Annotated in this window: 23 protein-coding genes; 13 read left to right on the top strand and 10 right to left on the bottom strand. The window is 61.4% G+C overall.

Annotated features, from left to right (window positions below):
- Positions 1 to 54: 54 nt before the first annotated feature.
- The 3 genes from lspA to FHX11_RS25735 are packed head-to-tail and all read right to left on the bottom strand — an operon-like array spanning position 55 to position 2,584.
- Complete coding sequence (gene lspA, locus FHX11_RS25745; RefSeq protein ID WP_184362873.1) at positions 55 to 573, bottom strand: signal peptidase II; 519 nt, start codon at positions 571 to 573, stop codon at positions 55 to 57.
- Positions 570 to 1,430: an RNA methyltransferase gene (locus FHX11_RS25740; RefSeq protein WP_184362871.1), complete on the bottom strand. Its 861-nt coding sequence runs from the start codon at positions 1,428 to 1,430 to the stop codon at positions 570 to 572. The genes lspA and FHX11_RS25740 overlap by 4 nt, the downstream gene beginning before the upstream one ends.
- Positions 1,427 to 2,584, bottom strand: coding sequence for a class I SAM-dependent methyltransferase (locus FHX11_RS25735; RefSeq protein ID WP_184362867.1), 1,158 nt, complete (start codon positions 2,582 to 2,584; stop codon positions 1,427 to 1,429). The genes FHX11_RS25740 and FHX11_RS25735 overlap by 4 nt, the downstream gene beginning before the upstream one ends.
- A gap of 112 nt (positions 2,585 to 2,696) precedes the next feature.
- On the opposite strand from FHX11_RS25735, the gene FHX11_RS25730 reads away from it, so the two are divergent.
- Positions 2,697 to 3,149 carry a carbon monoxide dehydrogenase subunit G gene (locus tag FHX11_RS25730; RefSeq protein WP_184362864.1) on the top strand — a complete coding sequence of 151 codons (453 nt, stop codon included), beginning with the start codon at positions 2,697 to 2,699 and terminating at the stop codon, positions 3,147 to 3,149.
- Positions 3,150 to 3,181: 32 nt separating this feature from the next.
- Positions 3,182 to 3,631: an N-acetyltransferase gene (locus FHX11_RS25725; RefSeq protein ID WP_184362861.1), complete on the top strand. Its 450-nt coding sequence runs from the start codon at positions 3,182 to 3,184 to the stop codon at positions 3,629 to 3,631.
- A gap of 9 nt (positions 3,632 to 3,640) precedes the next feature.
- Here the strand turns inward: FHX11_RS25725 and FHX11_RS25720 are convergent, their stop codons facing one another.
- The 4 genes from FHX11_RS25720 to sppA form a co-directional block, all read right to left on the bottom strand.
- Positions 3,641 to 5,371 carry a PAS domain-containing methyl-accepting chemotaxis protein gene (locus FHX11_RS25720; RefSeq protein ID WP_184362858.1) on the bottom strand — a complete coding sequence of 577 codons (1,731 nt, stop codon included), beginning with the start codon at positions 5,369 to 5,371 and terminating at the stop codon, positions 3,641 to 3,643.
- Between the two features lie 320 nt (positions 5,372 to 5,691).
- Positions 5,692 to 6,024 (bottom strand): LapA family protein, encoded by a 333-nt coding sequence (locus tag FHX11_RS25715; protein WP_184362854.1) that lies wholly within the window; start codon positions 6,022 to 6,024, stop codon positions 5,692 to 5,694.
- Positions 6,025 to 6,283: 259 nt separating this feature from the next.
- The gene (locus FHX11_RS25710; protein WP_004120746.1) at positions 6,284 to 6,589 is read right to left on the bottom strand and encodes an integration host factor subunit beta; all 306 of its coding nucleotides are present in this window, start codon (positions 6,587 to 6,589) and stop codon (positions 6,284 to 6,286) included.
- 27 nt (positions 6,590 to 6,616) lie between these two features.
- Positions 6,617 to 7,573, bottom strand: coding sequence for a signal peptide peptidase SppA (gene sppA, locus FHX11_RS25705; RefSeq protein ID WP_184362852.1), 957 nt, complete (start codon positions 7,571 to 7,573; stop codon positions 6,617 to 6,619).
- 330 nt (positions 7,574 to 7,903) lie between these two features.
- On the opposite strand from sppA, the gene lptC reads away from it, so the two are divergent.
- From lptC to ptsN, 6 genes are all read left to right on the top strand, one after another.
- Entirely contained in the window at positions 7,904 to 8,593 is a 690-nt protein-coding gene (gene lptC, locus FHX11_RS25700) for an LPS export ABC transporter periplasmic protein LptC (protein WP_184362849.1), read from the top strand.
- A complete protein-coding gene (locus tag FHX11_RS25695; protein ID WP_184362846.1) occupies positions 8,590 to 9,252 on the top strand; it encodes an LptA/OstA family protein in 663 nt (220 codons plus the stop codon). The genes lptC and FHX11_RS25695 overlap by 4 nt, the downstream gene beginning before the upstream one ends.
- Positions 9,253 to 9,364: 112 nt before the next feature.
- Complete coding sequence (gene lptB, locus FHX11_RS25690) at positions 9,365 to 10,078, top strand: LPS export ABC transporter ATP-binding protein (RefSeq protein WP_210292596.1); 714 nt, start codon at positions 9,365 to 9,367, stop codon at positions 10,076 to 10,078.
- A 193-nt stretch (positions 10,079 to 10,271) separates the two neighbouring features.
- The gene (gene rpoN, locus FHX11_RS25685) at positions 10,272 to 11,831 is read left to right on the top strand and encodes an RNA polymerase factor sigma-54 (protein WP_184362840.1); all 1,560 of its coding nucleotides are present in this window, start codon (positions 10,272 to 10,274) and stop codon (positions 11,829 to 11,831) included.
- Between the two features lie 250 nt (positions 11,832 to 12,081).
- Positions 12,082 to 12,657: a ribosome-associated translation inhibitor RaiA gene (gene raiA / locus FHX11_RS25680; RefSeq protein ID WP_184362838.1), complete on the top strand. Its 576-nt coding sequence runs from the start codon at positions 12,082 to 12,084 to the stop codon at positions 12,655 to 12,657.
- A gap of 87 nt (positions 12,658 to 12,744) precedes the next feature.
- Positions 12,745 to 13,209, top strand: a complete 465-nt coding sequence (gene ptsN / locus FHX11_RS25675; protein ID WP_184362835.1) for a PTS IIA-like nitrogen regulatory protein PtsN — start codon at positions 12,745 to 12,747, stop codon at positions 13,207 to 13,209.
- A 200-nt stretch (positions 13,210 to 13,409) separates the two neighbouring features.
- Here ptsN and grpE read toward each other — a convergent pair whose 3' ends face one another.
- Positions 13,410 to 14,039 (bottom strand): nucleotide exchange factor GrpE, encoded by a 630-nt coding sequence (grpE, locus tag FHX11_RS25670; protein WP_184362833.1) that lies wholly within the window; start codon positions 14,037 to 14,039, stop codon positions 13,410 to 13,412.
- A gap of 221 nt (positions 14,040 to 14,260) precedes the next feature.
- Between grpE and FHX11_RS25665 the strand changes: the two genes are divergently transcribed.
- Positions 14,261 to 14,695: a GFA family protein gene (locus FHX11_RS25665; RefSeq protein ID WP_184362829.1), complete on the top strand. Its 435-nt coding sequence runs from the start codon at positions 14,261 to 14,263 to the stop codon at positions 14,693 to 14,695.
- A gap of 39 nt (positions 14,696 to 14,734) precedes the next feature.
- Here the strand turns inward: FHX11_RS25665 and hrcA are convergent, their stop codons facing one another.
- Positions 14,735 to 15,823: a heat-inducible transcriptional repressor HrcA gene (gene hrcA, locus FHX11_RS25660; protein WP_184362826.1), complete on the bottom strand. Its 1,089-nt coding sequence runs from the start codon at positions 15,821 to 15,823 to the stop codon at positions 14,735 to 14,737.
- Positions 15,824 to 15,995: 172 nt separating this feature from the next.
- On the opposite strand from hrcA, the gene rph reads away from it, so the two are divergent.
- Genes rph through hemW form a run of 4 tightly spaced genes read left to right on the top strand, consistent with a single transcriptional unit; the run spans position 15,996 to position 19,010 of the window.
- Entirely contained in the window at positions 15,996 to 16,712 is a 717-nt protein-coding gene (gene rph, locus FHX11_RS25655) for a ribonuclease PH (RefSeq protein ID WP_184362823.1), read from the top strand.
- 12 nt (positions 16,713 to 16,724) lie between these two features.
- Positions 16,725 to 17,141, top strand: coding sequence for a VOC family protein (locus tag FHX11_RS25650; RefSeq protein WP_184362820.1), 417 nt, complete (start codon positions 16,725 to 16,727; stop codon positions 17,139 to 17,141).
- A gap of 11 nt (positions 17,142 to 17,152) precedes the next feature.
- Positions 17,153 to 17,797: an RdgB/HAM1 family non-canonical purine NTP pyrophosphatase gene (gene rdgB, locus FHX11_RS25645; RefSeq protein ID WP_184362817.1), complete on the top strand. Its 645-nt coding sequence runs from the start codon at positions 17,153 to 17,155 to the stop codon at positions 17,795 to 17,797.
- Between the two features lie 34 nt (positions 17,798 to 17,831).
- A complete protein-coding gene (gene hemW, locus FHX11_RS25640) occupies positions 17,832 to 19,010 on the top strand; it encodes a radical SAM family heme chaperone HemW (protein ID WP_184362814.1) in 1,179 nt (392 codons plus the stop codon).
- 123 nt (positions 19,011 to 19,133) lie between these two features.
- Here the strand turns inward: hemW and FHX11_RS25635 are convergent, their stop codons facing one another.
- Entirely contained in the window at positions 19,134 to 20,054 is a 921-nt protein-coding gene (locus FHX11_RS25635; protein ID WP_184362811.1) for a DMT family transporter, read from the bottom strand.
- Positions 20,055 to 20,069 lie beyond the last annotated feature (15 nt).

Raw genomic sequence — 20,069 nt, 5'->3', positions numbered from 1 at the left:
TTAGCTTGCTAACACACGCACCCTTCCCGATGCCTTCAGGGATTCGCTAGAATTTTAAGCGTCTGCCTTTTTCGGCATGAGCAGCTCGTCGAGAATGACGCAGGCAGCCCCGATGGTGATGAAGCTGTCGGCGAGATTGAAGACCGCGAAGGACCAGGTTTCGGTATGGAAGAGAATGTAATCGATCACGTGGCCATAAAGGAAGCGGTCGATCAGATTGCCGATCGCGCCGGCGATGATGAAGGCAAAGCCGAGATGGGCGAGCCAGCGGTGATTGGGCGTGCGGCGCCAGAGCCAGAATACGAAACCGACGATGACGATCCGCATGCCGACGATGAACCAGCCGTCCATGCTCGACAGCATCGAGAAAGCGACGCCGAGATTATAGGTGCGATAGAGGGCCAGCATCGGAATGACCGGCACCATCTCCTGCAGCGGCAGCCAGTGATCGACCATGATCTTCACGACCTGATCGAGGATCACGGCGAGGACGATGAAAATCAGGATCGGCAGAGGCCGGGAAAACAATGCGGACTTGGCGGCGGCCTGTTCGTTGATGTCGCTGTCGGTCATCGTGTCTCGCTGAGGGTCAGAAGATGGCGGCGGGCTTCGAACAGCATCACCGCCGTCGCCACCGCCAGGTTGAGGCTGTCGGCACGGCCGGCCTGCGGAATGCGGGCAAGCGCATCGGCCTCCTTCGCCAGGGCATCCGGCAGGCCGGATTGTTCATTGCCCATCAGGAGCACGACGGGCTTCTTCTTGTAATCGATGGTGCGGTAATCGACGGCGCCGGCGAGATGCGTGGCGACCACGGAGACACCCGCCGTTTTCTTCCAGGCCAGAAACTCTTCCAGCGTCGCCTTGACGACGGGCACGGCGAAGACGGAGCCCATCGTCGCCCGCACGGTTTCCAGCGAGAAGGGATCGGTCGTCTCGCCGACGAGGATCACGCCAGAGGCGCCGGCGGCATCCGCCGTGCGGATAATGGTGCCGAGATTGCCGGGATCGCGCACGCGGTCGAGCGCCACCCAGGTCTCGCCGGCCTTCGGCCTGACGTCGCGAAGCGGCCGCCAGCGCTGATCGAAAATGCCGACCACCATCTGCGGATTGTCGCGCCGCGTGATGGAGGCGATGACCTTTTCGCTGACTTCGAGCACCAACCCGCCGGCGGCGACGGTCTTGGCGGCCACCTGCTCGACAAGCGGCTTGCCCTTGGCGGCCTTGGCATAGACCAGCGTGCGGATGGTCCAGCCGAGTTCGAGCGCGTCGATGACCAGTTTCAGGCCTTCAGCCAGGAAAGCGCCGCTCTCCTCGCGCGACTTCTTGGTTGTCAGCGCCTTGATGTCCTTGACGATCGGATTGGCAAGCGAGGTGACCTCCTTGACCTGCCCGACCTTGCGGGGACCGTCATTCCTGTAGTCCTGGTTCATTTCGGCACCCAGCGGCTGAAGAGGGATGTGGAGAGAGCCCTGCCCGGCGTCTTGCCGTCGAGACCCGCTTCGCGGATGACCAGCTCGCCGGATTCGACGACACCGCCGGCGCCGCGCATGGTCTCGCGCATCAGCTCATGGATCGAATAGAAGCTGGCGCGGATCGAATAGGCCGTCAGCACCAGGCCCAGCGCCTTGGGTGACAGGATCTCGCGGCAGATGTCGAGCATCGACGGCAGGTGCTCGAAGAGATGCCAGACCTCGCCATTCGGACCGCGGCCGAATTTCGGCGGGTCGGTGAGGATGATGTCGTATTTATTGCCGCGCCGTTCCTCGCGCAGGATGAATTTCATCGCGTCTTCGCAGATCCAGCGGATCGGCAGCTTTTCCATCCGGCCGAGCGCCTGGTTTTCCCGCGCCCAGCCGATCGCCTTTTTCGAGGCATCGACATGCGTGACTTCGGCGCCGGCGGCAGCCGCCACCAGCGAGGCAACCCCGGTATAGCCGAAGAGGTTCAGCACCTTCAGCGGCCGGTTCGCGGCTTCGACCTGCTGCTTCATCCAGGCCCAGTGGACGATCTGCTCCGGGAAGACGCCGACATGGCGAAAGGCGGTGAAGCGGCCGAGAAAGTCGACGCCGAGCAATTGCAGCGGCCAGGTCTCGCCGAGCGCCTCGCGCGGAAACCGCCAGCGGCCCATGCCGTCCTCATCGGTATCGCCGGTGAAGATCGCGTCTGCATTGTCCCAGACATGCGCGGCGAGCGATGGCGGCCACAAGGCCTGCGCCTCGGGCCGGACGATGCGATAGGGGCCGTATTGCTCGAGCTTCAGCCCGTTGCCGCTGTCGATCAGGTGGAAATCGCCGGCACCGAGCGATTCGAGGATGACGGGCACACGTTCGGTCGGGCGCTCGCCGCTGCGCGGGGTCAAAGGACGTTCGGGTGCTGTCGGAGCAGGCGCGGCCTCGCGCGGCGCGGCGGCGCGTTCGCCACGGTCGCGCGCTGCCGGCACGGGCCTCTGTCCGGCATCGCGTGCGGGTTTTGCCGCCGGCTTGCCGGTCTTGACGGGCGCCTCACGCCTCGCATCCCTCGGGGATTTTGCACTCGCGCCGCCCGCGGCTTTGTGGCCGGGCCGGCTTTCCCTGTGTTTCGCCATGCTTGTCTCAAAATTGATGTGTGCGTGCAAATAGCATCTGGCCGCCACTTGGCAAAGCGCTTTCCGATCTGCGATGATCCCGGGACAAAATGCCAGATCGGGAGGATTGCGCATGGACATGACCGGCGAAGAACGGATTGCCGCGCCAAGGGATGCGGTGTGGGCCGCGCTGAACGACCCCGATATTCTCAAGCAGTGCATTCCGGGCTGCCAGAGCCTGGAGAGGATCTCGCCGACCGAGCTGACGGCGACCGTGAAGCTGAAGATCGGTCCGGTTTCCGCTTCCTTCAATGGCGAGGTGACGCTCTCCAACATCAACGCGCCGGAAAGCTATACGATTTCCGGGGAGGGAAAAGGCGGCATTGCCGGCTTCGCCAAGGGTGGCGCCGACGTCGTGCTCAAGGAAGATGGCGGCGAGACGATCCTGCAATACGAGGCCAAGGCCCAGGTCGGCGGCAAGATCGCCCAGCTCGGCTCACGGCTGGTCGATTCCAGCGCCAAGAAACTGGCGCAGCAGTTTTTCGCCGACTTCACCGCCGCCATCAACGGCAGAGCCGGCGCCTGACGGCGGGTGCCGCGCTCCCTCGAAGGCTGTTCATGACGTCGCCATCACATCCCTGGACCATACGGCCGGCTCGCGAGCAGGATGGAGACCGCCTTGCCGAGATCTATCTCGGCGTGCGCCGCCAGACCTTCCTCTGGGTCGATCCAGGCCGCTTCCACAGGGAGGATTTCGCTGCCCACACGCATGGCGAACGCGTCTTCGTCTGCGAAGACCCTCATGCAACGATTGTCGGCTTCTTGGCGCTATGGGAGCCGGACGATTTCATCCACATGCTGTATATCCTGCCCGACTTCCAGGGGCGCGGCGCCGGCACGGCCCTTTTGTCGGCGCTGCCGGACTGGCCCGCACGGCGCTATCGGCTGAAATGCCTGGTGAAAAATACGCGCGCCATCGCCTTCTACCGCGCAGTCGGCTTCGAGATCACCGGCGACGGCGCTTCGCCGGAGGGCGACTACAAGGATATGCAGCTCAGCGGCGAGTAGAGATGCGCATCAGCCCGCCAATCGGGGATGTGGCCAATCGCCGTTCTTCGATATTGCGGCAGGATCTGGCTTTGCCGATGACGATACCGTACTCGCTTCGAGCTTAAACCGTTTCAGCAACACGAAGAGTTCCTCGGCTTCGGCGGACAAACTACGCGCCGCGACGGCGGATTCCTGAACCAGAGCCGTATTCTGCTGCGTTCCCCTGTCCAGGATCGTGACCGCGCCATTGACTTCCCCGAGCGTCACCGCCTGTTCCTTCGCGACCTGAACGATGAGGGAGACATTCTTGTTCGCCTGCTCGACTTGAGCTTCGATGGTCTGCAAGGTTGTGCCTGCTTCCGCCACCAGCGCCACACCGCTTTTCACATGGTCCTGCGACGATGCAATCAACCCTCCGATTTCCTTCGCTGCCTTTGCCGAGCGCTGTGCAAGTTCGCGGACTTCCTGGGCAACGACGGCAAAGCCCTTGCCAGCGTCACCGGCACGGGCGGCCTCTATACCGGCATTGAGCGCCAGCAGGTTGGTCTGGAAGGCGATCTCATCGATGACACCGACGATGCTGGATATTTCTTCGGACGAGGACTTGATCTTGGCCATGGCGTCAATGGCGGAGCGCACGACCGTTCCGGAGCGGATCGCGGTATCGCGCGTGTCGCGAACAAGCCGCCCGGCATCCTCGGCATTATGGCTGGAATCGGCGACTGTGGTGGTGATCTCCTCGAGCGCCGCGGCGGTTTCCTCGACCGACATCGCCTGCTGTTCCGAACGCATGGAGATATCGTCCGTCGCCATATGAATCTTCCGCGCGCCGGCGGAGATTGCGCCGGCCGCTTGCGCCACCGAGCGCATGGCATCCCGAAGTTTTCCAACCGCGCTATTGAAATCCAGACGGAGCCTGTCCAAGGTCGGAATGAAGGGCATATCGAGATGCTGTGTCAGATCGCCGTCCGACATCCGCTTGAGCGCTCCGCCAAGCTGTTCGACATTATTGACGCGGCCGGTCACATCGGTGGCGAATTTCACGACTTTGAAGACCTTGTTGTCCATGTCGAAAATCGGATTGTACGACGCCTGGATGAAGATCCTCCGGCCACCCTTGCCGACACGCATGAACTCGTCGGCGATAAATTCGCCCTTGGCCAGCCGCTGCCAGAATTGGCGATAGCCCTCGCTGGTGGCGTATGCGCCATCGCAGAACAATGAGTGATGCTTGCCTTGGATCTCCGGCAGCTCATAGCCCATTGTCGCCAGAAAGTTTGCGTTCGCAGTGAGGACGCGACCGTCCGGCGTGAACTCGATAACGGCCTGAGAGCGCGACAGGGCATTCAGCTTGCCGGCATCTTCGACGCTCTTGAGCTTTTCGGCCGTTATGTCGGTCGCGACTTTCACGACCTTGTAGGGTTTTCCATGCCTGAAAATCGGATTGTAGGAGGCTTCGATCCAGATCTCCCTCCCGCCCTTGCCGATGCGCTTGTACTGTCTCCTGTCGAATTCACCTCGTCCGAGCTTCGCCCAGAATGCGGCATAGCCTGGCGAGTTGACTTCAGCCGGTGCAACGAACATGCGGTGCTGTTGCCCGGCGATTTCGGTGAGATCATAGCCGACGGTGCGGCAGAAATTCGCGTTTGCCGTCAGGATTTTTCCCGTCACATCGAATTCGATGATGGCCAGCGATTTGTCCATAGCGGCAAGCACGGCCGCCGAGTCGGAACCAAAGTTCAATGATATTGCTTTCACCGGATTGTCTCCTGATGCCGCGGCAGGTTCATCGTGCGCCCTAGGCGATATGAAATTGAAAGGATGACTTGTCGGCAAGCATCATTCCTGCCGAGACATCTTTGGAATTTGTCGCCTAAGCTGATTGGGTCACGAAGATTAATCGCTCCCTAAGCTCGGCTCTCTTCCGGAAATTGCCCGCATGAAATGGATAGCGCTACGCAAAGTGTACACCATATCCGTGCAATCCGGCTGATCCAGAGCGCGCTATGCGGCCAATCGTTGACACGATGCCTGCTGTAGCTTCGATTAAGGCAAGGGGCGCGGAACCCGCCACCCGGTCACTTCGAGGGAAGCTGGCCGGCGATCTGTTCGGCGCGGTTGCGATGCTTGTCCGCTTCCGCCTGCCAGTGCACGGCTTCGCGCGACTGATTGCGGGCGCGCTTGCGGTGTTTGCCCTGATTGACCCAGGTGACCAGCGCGCCGACCACCATGCCGAGGATCAGTGCGGCAAATAGCAGCACGAAGAGCGGCGCATGCAACGAGAGTACCTGATCCTCAGGCCGGAAGGGATTGAGCGCAAGGGTAGCGGCTTGCCGGTTGGCCACGCAGAAGACGATCAAAATGACGCCGAGCGGCAGCAATATCAGCAGATTGACGATCTTCTTGGCCATCGCGCAAGCTCCTTTGTCCCGGCGCATTCGCGCGATGCGCGGATATCGCCTTCAGAACGGTTTCGCGTTTCATGGAATCGCGGGACCGCTCGATCTCTTTGCTTCCAAGCAATTCCGGACGGAAAACCGCCGCGCGGTTTTCCTGGGATTGCTCTGGCAGCAGAATAAGAAAGACGGAGCCAAGTTCAAGTGCCACCGTGTCGTGGCACCATGATGTCCACCAGGGATATCCGTGCGGGATACCGGTCGGAAGTGATTGTTAATTATCGTCTTCTTCGTCGCCGGCGCCAGGATTGAGGCGTTCGCGCAACTCCTTGCCGGTCTTGAAGAAGGGAACCCACTTCTCTTCGACGAACACGGTATCGCCGGTGCGCGGGTTGCGGCCAGAGCGCGAAGGGCGGTTCTTGACGGAGAAAGCTCCGAAGCCGCGCAGCTCCACACGGTTGCCAGCGGCGAGCGCATCGGTGATCTCATCAAGAACGGCATTGACGATATTTTCGACGTCTCGGTGATAGAGATGCGGGTTACGGGCCGCAACGATCTGCACCAATTCCGACTTGATCACGGTTTGCCCCCTTAAATCATTGATTTATCAATTGGCTGCACCCTGCCAAACAGAAAGCAGGCCGTCAAGAAACAACTTCTCGGTCATAATTTTCTGGAGATCCTCTCCCTTTATGAAATCACCATAACCGAAGAGATTTATCAACCAGGAAGCAGCGCCCGGCCAGAACAGCGACGAGGTCCTGTCCTCGGCCTTCCAATCGACGATCGGCAGGTTCTTTTTCACCTTGCGCGTATCGAGATAGGCGCGGATTTCGTCCTCGCCGCCGAGCGTGTCGACCAACTTGTTCTGCAATGCCTGGCGGCCGGTGAAAATGCTGCCGTCGGCAAGCTTCAGCACTTCCTCGCGCGGCAACTTGCGGCGTTCGGCCACGAGATCGACGAACCAGCCGTAGCTGTCCATGACCATGTTGCGGATCATGGCCTTGGCATCCTCGCTCGGCGGATGGAACGGCGACGGCTCGGCCTTCAGCGGCGCCGACTTGATCTCCTCCAGCGAAAGGCCAAGCTTGTCGAGCAGATCCTTGGCCTGCGGATACTGGAAGATGACGCCGATCGAGCCGGTGATCGAGGTGTCGCCCGCCACGATGTCGTCGCCGGCCGTCGCGATCATATAGCCGGCGGAGGCGGCCACGGTGCGGATATCGGAGACGACGGGCTTCTTGGCGGCGACGGCGCGGATGGCCTTGAAGATCCGCTCGCCACCATAGGTCGTGCCGCCGGTCGACGAGATCGAGACGACCAGCGCCTTGACCTGGTCGTTGTCCTTGATCTTCTTCAACCGTTCGAGGAGTTCGGTATCGTCCTGGATCAGCCCGGAAATCGTGACGCGCGCAATCTGCGGCCCGCGCACGTCGGGCAGGTCGCCGGCATAAAAGCGATAGAAGGCAAAGCCGAGCGCGACCAGAAGGAGAACGGCGATGACGCGCCAAAAACCGAGCTTGCGGCGCAATTGCCGCCGGTCTGCGATTGCAGAACTGTCCATGACGCCTTATTTCTCCCCTTGTCATAAACTGGACACGCTGAGAACCGGATATATAACACCTTGAAACCGGCGCAATCCTTCAGGAAAATGCGACCCGTTTTTCGAGATGATTGTGTCAGGACCTTTGCCCAGTGCTTCATGAGATAGGGCATCGCCCGATCGGATGAAACAGGCTTGCCGTATGTTTTTCTGCTAAACTTCCTCGGTTGCAGAAAAAAATCCATATTGGCAAGCCAATGCAATAATGCGAAACGATCTGGCGGGCTTGTTGGCACAGTCTGTGCATGACCCGAACGCGGTTTTCCGGATCAGAGAACACGGAACTGTAGCATGCTCAATACTATCGAGACCACCGGCCAGGCGATCGGCGCCGAGCGAGAAAGGAGTGCGTACAAGGACGCGCTCTTCCACTCGACGCGCGTGAGAAAGCTGAGGGTCCTGCTCCCGGTGACCGCGCTGATCATCTCGCTGATCTTCATCGCCGTCTCGATCGTGCGCGCCTACATGCCGGAGAACATCCAGATCGAGGGCGCGCGGATCGAGGACGGCAAGGTGGTGATGGAACGCCCCGCGATCGCCGGCCGCAACAAGGACGGCATCAATTATTCCATGCTCGCCGAAAAGGCGCTGCAGGATATCAAAAATCCGAACATGATCACGCTCAAGACCATCAAGGCTTCGATGCCGGTCAACAATGACGTGATTGCGCATGTCACGGCCCAAAGCGCGGATTTCGACCGCCAGGCCGACACGCTGAAGCTCACCGAACCTTTCACGATCGTGATGGACAACGGCCTGCGCGCCGAATTCCAGACCGCCTTCCTCGACGTGAAGAAGGGCGACCTCTCCAGCCAGGATCAGGTTGCAATCCAACGAGGGGGCATGTCGGTTGTTGCGCGCTCGCTCAAGATGACGGATAAGGGGAGCGTAATCGAATTCGACGGACAGGTTCGGATGCATATCGATCCGACCACACTCCACAACAATACAGCTAGCGAACAACGGCCGGGCGGTTCATGACAAACGATTGGCAACACTCACTTTTCAACTCCGGCTTCCGTAAGGCGGGCCTTCTCTGTGCGCTCGGCGCCGCCGCATTTTTCGTGGCGGCGGGAGCCGGGGCCCAGACGACCTCGAGCAAGATGCCGGGCCTTGCCCTTTCCAACGATCAGCCGATCCAGATCGAAAGCGACAAGCTGGAAATCCACGACGCCGAGAGCCAGGCGGTCTTCACCGGCAACGTCAAGGTTGTACAGGGGACGACCACGCTGCAGGCCGGCAAGATGACGGTCTTCTACAAGAAGAAGCAGCCGGCGGACGCCAACGCCAAGGCAGCGGCGGATGCCAATCCGGTCGCCAAGGCCGCCAAGGAACAGAATCAGTCGCTGGTTTCCGGCGATGCCGATATCGACCACATTCTGGTCACCAACAAAGTCTACCTCGTCTCCGGCACGCAGACGGCAACGGCAGAAGATGGCTCTTTCGACATGGCGCAGCAGCTCGCGATCCTGAAGGGCCAGAAGGTGGTGCTGACCGACGGGCCGAACGTTTTCACCGGCTGCCAGCTGACCGTGCACATGGCCACGGGCGAAGCGCAACTGGAATCCTGTGGAGGCCGCGTGCAGATTCAGCTCGATCCGAAATCGCAGCAAGTGCAGCAGCAACAGAAAAAGAATTGATATCGGCCTCCTCGTGACCACATCGACCACATCCACATCACCCGGCGCATCCGGGTCGCCCGTTGCGGCATCCGGCGCGCCGGCCGCGGATAAAGCGCGCTATCAGGGCACCCTGATCGCGCGTGGCCTTACCAAGACCTACCGCACGCGGCGCGTCGTCAACGGCGTTTCGCTGGTCGTGCGCCGTGGCGAGGCTGTCGGCCTGCTCGGACCGAACGGCGCCGGCAAGACGACCTGTTTCTACATGATCACCGGCCTCGTGCCGGTCGATGAGGGCTCCATCGAGATCGACGGCAACAACGTCACCTCGATGCCGATGTATCGGCGCGCGCGCCTCGGCGTCGGCTACCTGCCGCAGGAAGCCTCGATCTTTCGCGGCCTGACCGTGGAAGAGAATATCCGCGCCGTGCTCGAGGTCCACGAAAAGGACAAGCAGAAGCGGGAACGCAAGATCGACGAACTGCTGGAGGAGTTCCACATTCGCAATCTGCGTACCGTGCCGGCGATCGCGCTTTCGGGCGGTGAACGGCGGCGCCTGGAAATCGCCCGCGCGCTGGCGACCGATCCGACCTTCATGCTGCTCGACGAACCCTTTGCCGGCGTCGACCCCATTTCGGTCGCCGACATCCAGAATCTCGTGCATCACCTGACGGCGCGCGGTATCGGCGTGCTGATCACCGACCACAATGTGCGCGAAACGCTCGGCCTGATCGATCGCGCCTATATCATTCATGCCGGCGAAGTGCTGACGCATGGCCGGGCCAATGACATTGTCAGCAATCCGGAAGTGCGCAAGCTCTATCTTGGCGACAATTTCAGCCTTTGATAGGCTGAGGCCGGACCGGAGCGTCCTCTTGTGCCTTCAAAGGCGCGGCGCTCCGGAAATCCGCCATCTCGATACACTTCCACTTGACCAAACCCAATAAAAAAGCAATTTTTGGGCCAGTTGGAATTCTGCGGCTTTTTTCCTGACAGAAAACGCGGATTTTCGAAGAGATCAAGGGAGTCTCGCGTCCGCCATGGCATTATCGGCCAATCTTTTTCTGCGCCAAAGCCAAAGCCTGGTGATGACACCGCAACTGATGCAATCCATCCAGTTGCTGCAGATGACCCATTTCGAGCTCACGCAATTCATCGCGCAGGAAGTCGAGAAGAACCCGCTGCTCGAATTTACGTCAAATGACGAGGATATAGGCAGCAGCGGTGACCGCGAGGCGAAGGAAGAGCGTTTCGACGGCGCGGATGAAAACCACGGCGACGACAGCTTCGAGCGCGGCGGCGGCGACCTGGCGAGCGACTGGTACGAGAGCGAAAACACCGGGCATGCCGACCGGCTGAGCGACGAACTCGACACCAATTTCAGCAATGTCTTTCCCGATGACGGCAGCCCGCAGCGCGCCGATGCGCCCGAGCTTCTGAGCCAATGGAAGTCGATGCCCGGCGGCGAGGCCGGCGAAAGCTACGATCTCGACGATTTCGTCGCCGGCCAGGTTTCGCTGCGCGACCATCTGAACGAGCAGATCCCCTTCTCCCTGCCTGATATGGCCGACCGGCTGATTGCCCAGCATCTTGTCGACCAGCTCGACGATGCCGGCTATCTGCAGGCTGATTTGCCGGAAACGGCCGAACGCCTCGGCGCGGCGCTGACCGATATCGAGCGGGTGCTCGACGCCTTGCAGCAGCTCGACCCCCCCGGCGTCTTCGCCCGCAGCCTCAGCGAGTGCCTGGCGATCCAGCTGCGGCAGAAGGACCGGTTCGACCCGGCCATGGAGCGGCTGATCCAGAACCTCGAACTGCTCGCCCGCCGCGATTTCGCGACGCTGAAGCGGATCTGCGGCGTCGACGAGGAAGACCTGCTCGACATGATGGCGGAAATCCGCCAGTTGAACCCGAAGCCCGGCAGCGGCTTCGAAACCGGCATATCCGAGGCGATCACGCCCGATATCGTCGTGCGACCCGCCTCGGACGGCAATTGGCTGGTGGAGCTTAACCCCGATACGCTGCCGCGCGTTCTCGTCAACCAGTCTTATTTCGCCTCCGTCTCCAAGACGAGCCAGGATCACGCCTTCCTGTCGGAATGCCTGCAGAACGCCAACTGGCTGACACGCAGCCTCGATCAGCGCGCCAAGACGATCATGAAGGTGGCAAGCGAGATCGTCCGGCAGCAGGACGCCTTCCTGCTGTACGGCGTCGATCATCTGCGGCCGCTCAATCTGAAGACCGTGGCCGATGCCATCAAGATGCATGAATCCACCGTCAGCCGCGTGACGTCGAACAAATACATGCTGACGCCGCGCGGTCTGTTCGAGCTCAAATATTTCTTCACGGTCTCGATCAGCGCCGTCGAAGGCGGCGACAGCCACTCGGCCGAGGCGGTGCGCCACAAGATCCGCCAGCTTATTTCCAGCGAGAGCCCGGAAGCCGTGCTTTCCGACGACGATATCGTCGATACGCTGAAAAAGGGCGGCATCGAGCTGGCTCGCCGCACGGTTGCAAAATACCGGGAGGCGATGAACATCCCTTCGTCCGTGCAACGCCGCAGAGAGAAGCGCGCGCTGGCAAAAGTCGCCGGCTTCTAGCGATCGCCCGGCTTCAACCGCAGACTGCGGACACCCTAACGGATCGTTAAGATACAGTTGACTTTCCGGTGTGGCGGAGCTAGAAGCCCGCCGCAATCGGTGCGGCACGGCACTGCCATGAACTTATCCCCATCATCCTAAAAGGCGCCTGATAAACGCAATTTGTCTTTGACCGCGTGAAGTGCTTGGATGAGCTTGAGGCTTGGCGTAAACTGATACGCGCAATAACCACTACAAGAAGGGAAACTCCATGAGTGTGCGTGTCTCCGGTAAACATATGGAAATTGGTGACTCCTTCCGCCAGCGGATTGAAGACCAGATCGGTATGGCCGTGACGAAATACTTCGACGGGGGGTATTCAGGCCAAGTGACGGTGCAGAAATCCAGTTCCCGCTTTGCAGCCGATTGCAAACTTCATCTCGACAGTGGCGTCGTGTTGCATGCTGCCGGAGAAGCCATGGACCCGCAATTGGCGTTCGACGCGGCGTCCGAACGCATCGAAAAGCGCCTGCGCCGCTATAAGCGCAAGCTGAAGGACCATCAGGCCAGCAACCACACGAACGGACATGTCGAGGTTGCCTATACCGTCATGGACGGCGTGCCCGATGATGACGACGAAGTGCCTACCGATTTCGCGCCGGCGATCATCGCCGAAAGCACGAAGCAACTGAAGACCATGTCGGTCGCGACCGCCGTGATGGCGCTCGATATGACCGACGAGCCGCTGCTGCTTTTCCGCAGCCCCGGCAAGGAACATTTGAACATCGTTTACCGTCGTCAAGACGGCAACATTGGCTGGATCGACGCCGCCAATATCAAAGGCTGAGACAAAAGATCGAGGGGCGGCCGGCACCATGTCGGCTGGTCGCCCCTCTCCCGTCATCGAATCTCGGCGACACGAAGGATAAAGAGAATGGCATTGGCAGATTTGCTGCACCAAGATGCGATCATCCCCGCCTTGAAGGCAAATTCCAAAAAACAACTGCTTCAGGAGCTGGCAGCCAAGGCCTCCAAACTGACCGGACTGCCCGAACGCGAGATCTTCGACGTCGTGCTGCAGCGCGAACGCCTGGGATCCACCGGCGTCGGCAACGGCATTGCCATCCCGCACGGCAAGCTCAACAGCATCAAGTCGATCATCGGCATTTTCGCGCGCCTGGAGGCGCCTGTTGATTTCGAGGCGCTGGACGACCAGCCCGTGGATCTCGTTTTCCTGCTGCTCGCCCCCGAGGGCGCCGGCGCCGACCATCTGAAAGCGCTGTCGCGCATTGCGCGCGTGCTGCGCGACCAGGATCTCGTCGCCAAGCTGCGCGCCACCGATTCCGCTTCGGCGATCTACGCTTTCCTCAATGAGGAACAGGCCTCCAACGCCGCCTGACCGCCTCGCCTGAATTCAGGACACCAAACGACAAGAGCCGGATGACGAGGTCATCCGGCTCTTGTCGTTTCAGTCTGGCTTTTTGGCTCTGCGCAATTCCGGATGGAAAACCGCTGTGCACTTTTCCTGGAATTGCCTTTTGCTTTACGCAATTCCGGACGGAAAACCGCTGGGCACTTTTCCTGGAATTGCGTTGAGGCTCAGGCGTCCTTCTCGTCGAGCGGGCTGTTGCTGCCCGGCTCGGAAACCTCGGCCTTGGGGCCACCCTTGGCGACGCCGACCATGGCCGGGCGCAGGACGCGCTCACCGATCGTGTAACCGGTCTGGACCACCTGCACGACGGTGTTGTTCGGAACTTCGGTGTTGGGCACCTCGAACATCGCCTGATGGAAATTGGGATCGAACTTCTGGCCGACCGGCTCGATCTGGCGCACGCCATGGCGCTCCAGCGCCGACAGCATGGAACGCTCCGTCATATCCACGCCCTCGACCAGCGTCTTGAGGCCGGCATCGGCGGCGGCAAGCGCGTCCGCCGGGATGGCCTCCAGCGTGCGGCGCAGATTGTCCGACACGGCCAGCATGTCGCGGGCGAAGCTGGCGACGGAATAGGATTTGGCATCCTTGACGTCACGCTCGGTGCGGCGACGCAGATTGTCCATTTCGGCGGCAAGGCGCAGGTAGCGGTCGCGCAGATCGCTGTTCTCTGCCTTCAGCAGCTCGACCGGATCCGGCTCTTGGGATGCAGCCGCCGTCTCCACGGTATCCGCGACATCTTGCGCGAGATCGGTCGCCGTGGCGTCAGGTCCGGTTTTCGTTGTTTCGTCGGTCATGACGGTCTCCGAATTGCTTTGTCTTTTGGATGTGCCCGATATCGAGGTTTGGCCGGAAAAAATCAAGGCTTTGTGGTGAAGAACAGCCGATTCCCGGCAATCCGGTCTTATTTGAGCGAATACCAATCGGCTGAGAACGCCTCCCCCGTTAGGGCTTCTACTCTCCAAGGGCCTTTGCCGGTATAATCGGAGCCGTTTCAACACGACATGAGGTATGAACCATGTCCAGCAGCAACTCCCATTCGGGCAAATGTTTCTGTGGCGCGGTGGAGATCGCGGTGAGTGGCGAACCGGTCGCGATGGGCTACTGCCATTGCGATTCCTGTCGCGAATGGTCGGCGGGGCCGATCAATGCCTTCTCGCTCTGGCCGCCGGACGCCGTCCGCATCACCAAGGGCGCCGAACATGTCGGCAGCTATCAGAGAAGCGAAACGAGCCTGCGCAAATGGTGCGAACTATGCGGCGGCCATCTGCTGACCGAACACCCTTTGTGGGGCGTGACCGACGTTTACGCCGCGATCATTCCAACCCTCGACTTTCAGCCGATGCTTCACGTCAACTACGAGAACACCGTGCTGCATATGAGGGACGGCCTGCCGAAGCAAAAGGACATGCCGGCGGAGATGGGCGGGTCGGGAACTCTGCTCCCCGAGTGACCGCGTTCCAATGAACGCCATCGCTGAAGCCGCGTCTCGTCAAAGCCCCGGCCGCGACAGCTTGGAAATCAGCTGGGCGGTATAGTCGACCATCGGCACGATGCGGGCATAGTTCAGCCGCGTCGGGCCGATGACGCCGACAGCGCCGATGATGCGGTCGTCATCGTCGCGATAGGGCGCCACGATCAGCGACGAGCCGGAAAGCGAGAAGAGCTTGTTCTCCGAGCCGATGAAGATGCGCACGCCCGGCCCGCTTTCGGCGAGATTGAGGATTTCGATCAGGCTGTCCTTCTTTTCGAGATCGTCGAACAGCAGGCGCAGCCGGTCCAGATCCTCGGCGCCGCCCACTTCGGCCAGCAGATTGGCGCGGCCGCGCACGATGAGCTGGCCCGGCTTGCCATCGTCATCGCGACCGGACCAGACGGCGATACCGCGTTCCACCAGTTCGTGCGACAGCGTATCCAGCTCGTGGCGCACGCTTTCCTTCAGCGATTGCAATTGCCGGCGCAGGTCCGGCAAGGTCTGGCCGGTCATATGGGCATTGAGGAAGTTCGCCGCTTCCGTCAATTGCGAGGAGGTGACGCCGGCCGGCAGCTCGATGATGCGGTTCTCCACCTGATCATGGTCGCCGACGAGCACGGCGAGCGCCTTGGTCGGCTCCAGGCGGATGAATTCGACATGTTTCAGGATCGGATCGCTCTTCGAGGTGATCACCAGCCCGGCGCCGCGCGAGATGCCCGACAGCATGCGGCTCGCCTCGGTCATGACCGATTCCATCGGATGATCGCGATTGCTGCCGCGCACCTGCCGGTCGATGGTGGCGCGGTCTTCCGCCGAGAGATCGCCGACCTGCATGAAGGCATCGACGAAGAAGCGCAGGCCCACCTGCGTCGGCAGGCGGCCGGCGCTGATATGCGGCGAATAGATCAGGCCGAGCTCCTCGAGATCGCTCATGACGTTGCGCACCGAGGCCGGCGACAGCGACATGGGCAACAGGCGCGAGAGATTGCGCGAACCGAGCGGCTCGCCGTTCTCGAGATAACCTTCGACGATACGGCGGAAGATTTCCTTGGAACGCTCGTCCAATGCGGCAATGGCATCCGAAACCGACGACGTCGTGAACCCCATTTCGCTGTCAAATCCATTCTGTTGAGCCTTAGGCAAAATATAATCATTCAGTTAGCCTTGGCAAAAGGGAAAAATGCCGACGTGACCCTATCGGGGTGCCCGCGCCTGCTTTTCCTTTGCAAAAGCCGCCGGTGGATCGTAGAAGCGGTCCATCAACGTTCAGGAGATTGGAATGCGGCCTTCAGGCAGAAAAACCGACCAGATGCGCAAGGTGTCCTTCGAGCGCAATTTTTCCAAGCATGCGGAAGGCTCGTGCCTGGTGAAGTTCGGGGATACGCATGTGCTCTGTACGGCAAGCCTCGAGGACAAGACGCCGCCATGGCTGCGCAACAGCGGCAAGGGCTGGGTCACGGCCGAATACGGCATGCTGCCGCGCGCCACCGGCGAGCGCATGAAGCGCGAAGCCGCCACCGGCAAGCAGGGCGGCCGCACCCAGGAAATCCAGCGTCTCATCGGCCGCTCGCTGCGCGCCGTCGTCGACCTGAAGGAGCTCGGCGAGCGCCAGATCACCGTCGACTGCGACGTCATCCAGGCCGACGGCGGCACCCGCACGGCCTCGATCACCGGCGGCTGGATCGCGCTCTACGACTGCCTGAAGTGGATGGAAAGCCGCAATATGATCAAGGTCGAGCGCGTGCTGAAGGACCATATCGCCGCGATTTCCTGCGGCATCTTCGCCGGCCAGCCGGTGATCGACCTCGATTATCTTGAGGACTCCTCGGCTGAAACCGACGCCAACTTCGTCATGACCGGCACCGGCGGCATCGTCGAGATCCAGGGCACGGCCGAGGGAGCCCCCTTCAGCGAAGAGGAATTCGCCAGCCTGATGCAGCTCGCCAAGAACGGCGTCGCCGAACTGGTGGCTTTGCAGAAGCAGGCGATCGCCTAAGGACAAGCGGCAATGGTCGACACGGCTCTCGAAGGCATTCTGGAAACGGCGCTCTATGCCGACGATCTCGATGCGGCCGAGGCCTTTTATGGCGGCATTCTCGGGCTCGCGAAAATCTCGCGCGGCGGCAACCGCCATGTCTTCTATCGCTGCGGTCCAGGCGTGCTGCTGATCTTCAACAGCCAAGAGACCATCAAGCCGCCGGAGCCCGGCGCCCTGCCCGTGCCCGCGCACGGCACGAAGGGCAACGGTCATGTCTGCTTTCGGGTGAGCAATAATGATATCGAGGCGATGGCGCAGAAGCTGAAAGCTGCCGGCATTGCCATCGAGGCCGATTTCCACTGGCCGAGCGGCGGCCGTTCGATCTATTTCCGCGATCCGGCCGGCAACAGCCTGGAATGCGCCGAACCCAAAATCTGGGGCATCTGACAGGACAGGACATGCGCAAGCTCGACACCAAGACCATCGTCGTCGCCAGCCACAATGCCGGCAAGATCCGCGAGATCCAGGACCTGATCGGCCCGTTCGGCTTCACCGCCAAATCCGCCGCCGATCTGAATTTCATCGAGCCGGACGAGACCGGCACGACCTTCGAGGAAAATGCGACGATCAAGGCGCTCGCTTCGGCCAATGCCTCCGGCCTACCGGCGCTGTCGGATGATTCCGGGCTGGTGATCGACGCGCTCGGCGGCGATCCCGGCGTCTATACCGCCAACTGGGCCGAAACGGCCGACGGCACCCGCGATTTCGCCATGGCCATGCAGAAGGTCGAAACGGCATTGGAAAAGGTCGGCGCCAAGACGCCGGAAAGCCGCACGGCCCGCTTCGTCAGCGTGCTTTGCCTGGCCTGGCCGGACGGTCACACCGAACTGTTCCGCGGCGAGGTCGAGGGCACCGTCGCCTGGCCGCCGCGCGGCACCCAAGGCTTCGGCTACGATCCCGTCTTCCAGCCGCAGGGTTACGAGACGACCTTCGGCGAGATGAGCGCCGAGGAAAAGCACGGCTGGAAGCCGGGCGAACCGCAAGCGCTGTCGCATCGCGCCCGCGCCTTCAAGCGCTTTGTCGAAACCTGCCTGGAGGCGTAAGCTCAAGCCCGTGGACATCATGGAACCGCAGAGCATGACGCGCGACGCCAAATTGCTGCCCGATACCGGCGAACCCGGTTTCGGCGTCTATGTGCATTGGCCCTTCTGCGCGGCCAAGTGTCCCTATTGCGATTTCAACAGCCATGTCCGCCATCAGCCGGTCGATCAGGAGCGCTTTACCGCCGCCTTCCTGAAGGAGATGGCGTCGATGCGGGCGCTCAGCGGCCCGAAGACGGTGACCAGCGTCTTTCTCGGCGGCGGCACGCCGTCGCTGATGAAGCCGGAGACGGTCTCCGCCATTCTCGACGGCATCGCCCGGCACTGGCATGTGCCCGACGGCATCGAAATCACCATGGAGGCCAATCCCTCCAGCGTCGAGGCCGAACGTTTCCGCGGCTATCGGGCAGCCGGCGTCAACCGCGTGTCGATGGGCGTGCAGGCGCTGAACGACCGCGACCTGAAGTTCCTCGGACGGCTGCACAATGTCGATGACGCGCTGAAGGCGATCAGGCTGGCGCGCGAGATTTTTCCGCGCATGTCCTTCGATCTCATCTATGCCCGCCCGAACCAGACCGTCGAGGAATGGGAGCGCGAGCTGAGGCAGGCGATCTCCTACGCGGTCGACCACCTTTCGCTGTACCAACTAACCATCGAGGAGGGAACGCCCTTCTACGGCCTGCACAAGGCCGGCAAATTGATCGTGCCGGATGGAGACCAGTCGGCACTGCTCTATGAGGCGACGCAGGAGATCACCGAGCGCGAGGGCATGCCGGCCTACGAGGTGTCCAACCACGCCCGCCCCGGCGCCGAGAGCCGCCACAACCTCACCTATTGGCGCTATGGCGACTATGCCGGCATCGGCCCCGGCGCCCATGGCCGGCTGACCCACGGTCCTAAGAAACTGGCAACGGCCACCGAGCGCAAGCCGGAGACCTGGCTGGAGCTGGTGGAAAGTGACGGTCACGGCATCGCCGATCAGGAGATGCTCGGCTATGACGAACAGGCGGACGAATTGCTGCTGATGGGCCTGCGCCTGAAAGAGGGCATCGATCTCGTGCGCTGGCGGCAGTTTTCCGGCCGCGATCTCGACCCGGAGCGCGAAGGCTTCCTGCTGGAACACGGCTTCATCGAGCGTCTCGGCAATTCCCGCCTGCGCTGCACGCCGGCAGGCATGCTGATCCTCGATTCCGTCGTGGCGGATCTGGCACGCTAGAGCGTTTCCGCGTTTCTTCGAATCGCGAAAACGCTCTATACATTTGTTGTTACGCAATTCCGGACGGAAAACCGCTGCGCACTTTTCCTGGAATTGCTCTAAGACACTCGGCCTGTCGTTTCATCATGCCGCCACGCCTTTCTTCCTGAAAGCCAACAGCCGCCCGTCAATCGCCGCCAGGCCGAGGGCGATCAATGCCATGCCGATGAAATGCTTCGGCTGCAATTGCTCGCCGAGGATCAGCGCGCCGAGCAGGATGGCGCTGACGGGGATGAGGAAGGTGACCAGCATCAGATTGGTGGCCCCCGCCGTCGCCAGGATGCGGAAGAACAGCACATAGGCGATCGCGGTCGACAGGATCGCCAGACCGGCCAGCGCCAGCCAGGTTTCCGTCGAGGGTATCGCCAGCGTCCACGGATGATCGACGAAAAGGGCGACCGGCAGCAACAGGATGGTCGAGGCCGTCACCTGCCCGGCCGCGGGGATGATCGGCGCAAGGCCCATGCGGCGGAAGCGGCGGCCGAAAATGCCGGCGAGCGAATAGGTAAAGGCGGCGCCCAGCACGGCAAGCTGCGCCAGCACGTTCGAACCGAGGCTACCCAGCACCGATGGACCGATCATCAGCGCCACACCGGCAAAGCCGACGATGACGCCGATCAGGCGGTTGCCGGTCATCTTCTCGTCCGTCGTCAGAACATGCGCCACCACCACGGCGAAGAGTGGCGTCGTGGCGTTCAGGATCGAGGCGAGACCGCTGGCGATATGCGTCTGGCCCCAGACGATCAGCAGGAAGGGAATGACGTTGTTGAGGAAGCCCATGCCGAAGAAGGCAGCCCAGGCCTGACGGTCACGCGGCATCGCCTGCCCGGTCATCCGGACGATGAGGTGCAGGGCGATCGCCGCCAGCGCGACGCGCGCCGTGACGATGGTGAAGGGAGGGAGCTCGCGCACGAGAATGCCGTTGAACAGAAACGAGCCGCCCCAGAGCAGCGACAGGGCAAACAGCATGCCCCATTCCGCCACGCCCATGGATTTCTGCGCCATGAATACCTCTCCCGA

The organism is Rhizobium sp. BK602, assembly GCF_014195095.1.
Classification (GTDB): domain Bacteria; phylum Pseudomonadota; class Alphaproteobacteria; order Rhizobiales; family Rhizobiaceae; genus Rhizobium.
This window is presented reverse-complemented; position numbering and strand designations above follow the sequence as displayed.

Coding starts and splice junctions, on each gene's coding strand:
- hemW (WP_184362814.1), top strand. CDS start 17,832: ATGACGCGCGACGCCAAATTGCTGCCCGATACCGGCGAACCCGGTTTC.
- ptsN (WP_184362835.1), top strand. CDS start 12,745: ATGGCATTGGCAGATTTGCTGCACCAAGATGCGATCATCCCCGCCTTG.
- rph (WP_184362823.1), top strand. CDS start 15,996: ATGCGGCCTTCAGGCAGAAAAACCGACCAGATGCGCAAGGTGTCCTTC.
- lspA (WP_184362873.1), bottom strand. CDS start 573: ATGACCGACAGCGACATCAACGAACAGGCCGCCGCCAAGTCCGCATTG.
- FHX11_RS25635 (WP_184362811.1), bottom strand. CDS start 20,054: ATGGCGCAGAAATCCATGGGCGTGGCGGAATGGGGCATGCTGTTTGCC.
- lptC (WP_184362849.1), top strand. CDS start 7,904: ATGCTCAATACTATCGAGACCACCGGCCAGGCGATCGGCGCCGAGCGA.
- FHX11_RS25740 (WP_184362871.1), bottom strand. CDS start 1,430: ATGAACCAGGACTACAGGAATGACGGTCCCCGCAAGGTCGGGCAGGTC.
- grpE (WP_184362833.1), bottom strand. CDS start 14,039: ATGACCGACGAAACAACGAAAACCGGACCTGACGCCACGGCGACCGAT.
- FHX11_RS25735 (WP_184362867.1), bottom strand. CDS start 2,584: ATGGCGAAACACAGGGAAAGCCGGCCCGGCCACAAAGCCGCGGGCGGC.
- FHX11_RS25695 (WP_184362846.1), top strand. CDS start 8,590: ATGACAAACGATTGGCAACACTCACTTTTCAACTCCGGCTTCCGTAAG.
- FHX11_RS25715 (WP_184362854.1), bottom strand. CDS start 6,024: ATGGCCAAGAAGATCGTCAATCTGCTGATATTGCTGCCGCTCGGCGTC.
- FHX11_RS25725 (WP_184362861.1), top strand. CDS start 3,182: ATGACGTCGCCATCACATCCCTGGACCATACGGCCGGCTCGCGAGCAG.
- FHX11_RS25730 (WP_184362864.1), top strand. CDS start 2,697: ATGGACATGACCGGCGAAGAACGGATTGCCGCGCCAAGGGATGCGGTG.
- raiA (WP_184362838.1), top strand. CDS start 12,082: ATGAGTGTGCGTGTCTCCGGTAAACATATGGAAATTGGTGACTCCTTC.
- FHX11_RS25665 (WP_184362829.1), top strand. CDS start 14,261: ATGTCCAGCAGCAACTCCCATTCGGGCAAATGTTTCTGTGGCGCGGTG.
- rpoN (WP_184362840.1), top strand. CDS start 10,272: ATGGCATTATCGGCCAATCTTTTTCTGCGCCAAAGCCAAAGCCTGGTG.
- FHX11_RS25650 (WP_184362820.1), top strand. CDS start 16,725: ATGGTCGACACGGCTCTCGAAGGCATTCTGGAAACGGCGCTCTATGCC.
- rdgB (WP_184362817.1), top strand. CDS start 17,153: ATGCGCAAGCTCGACACCAAGACCATCGTCGTCGCCAGCCACAATGCC.
- sppA (WP_184362852.1), bottom strand. CDS start 7,573: ATGGACAGTTCTGCAATCGCAGACCGGCGGCAATTGCGCCGCAAGCTC.
- hrcA (WP_184362826.1), bottom strand. CDS start 15,823: ATGGGGTTCACGACGTCGTCGGTTTCGGATGCCATTGCCGCATTGGAC.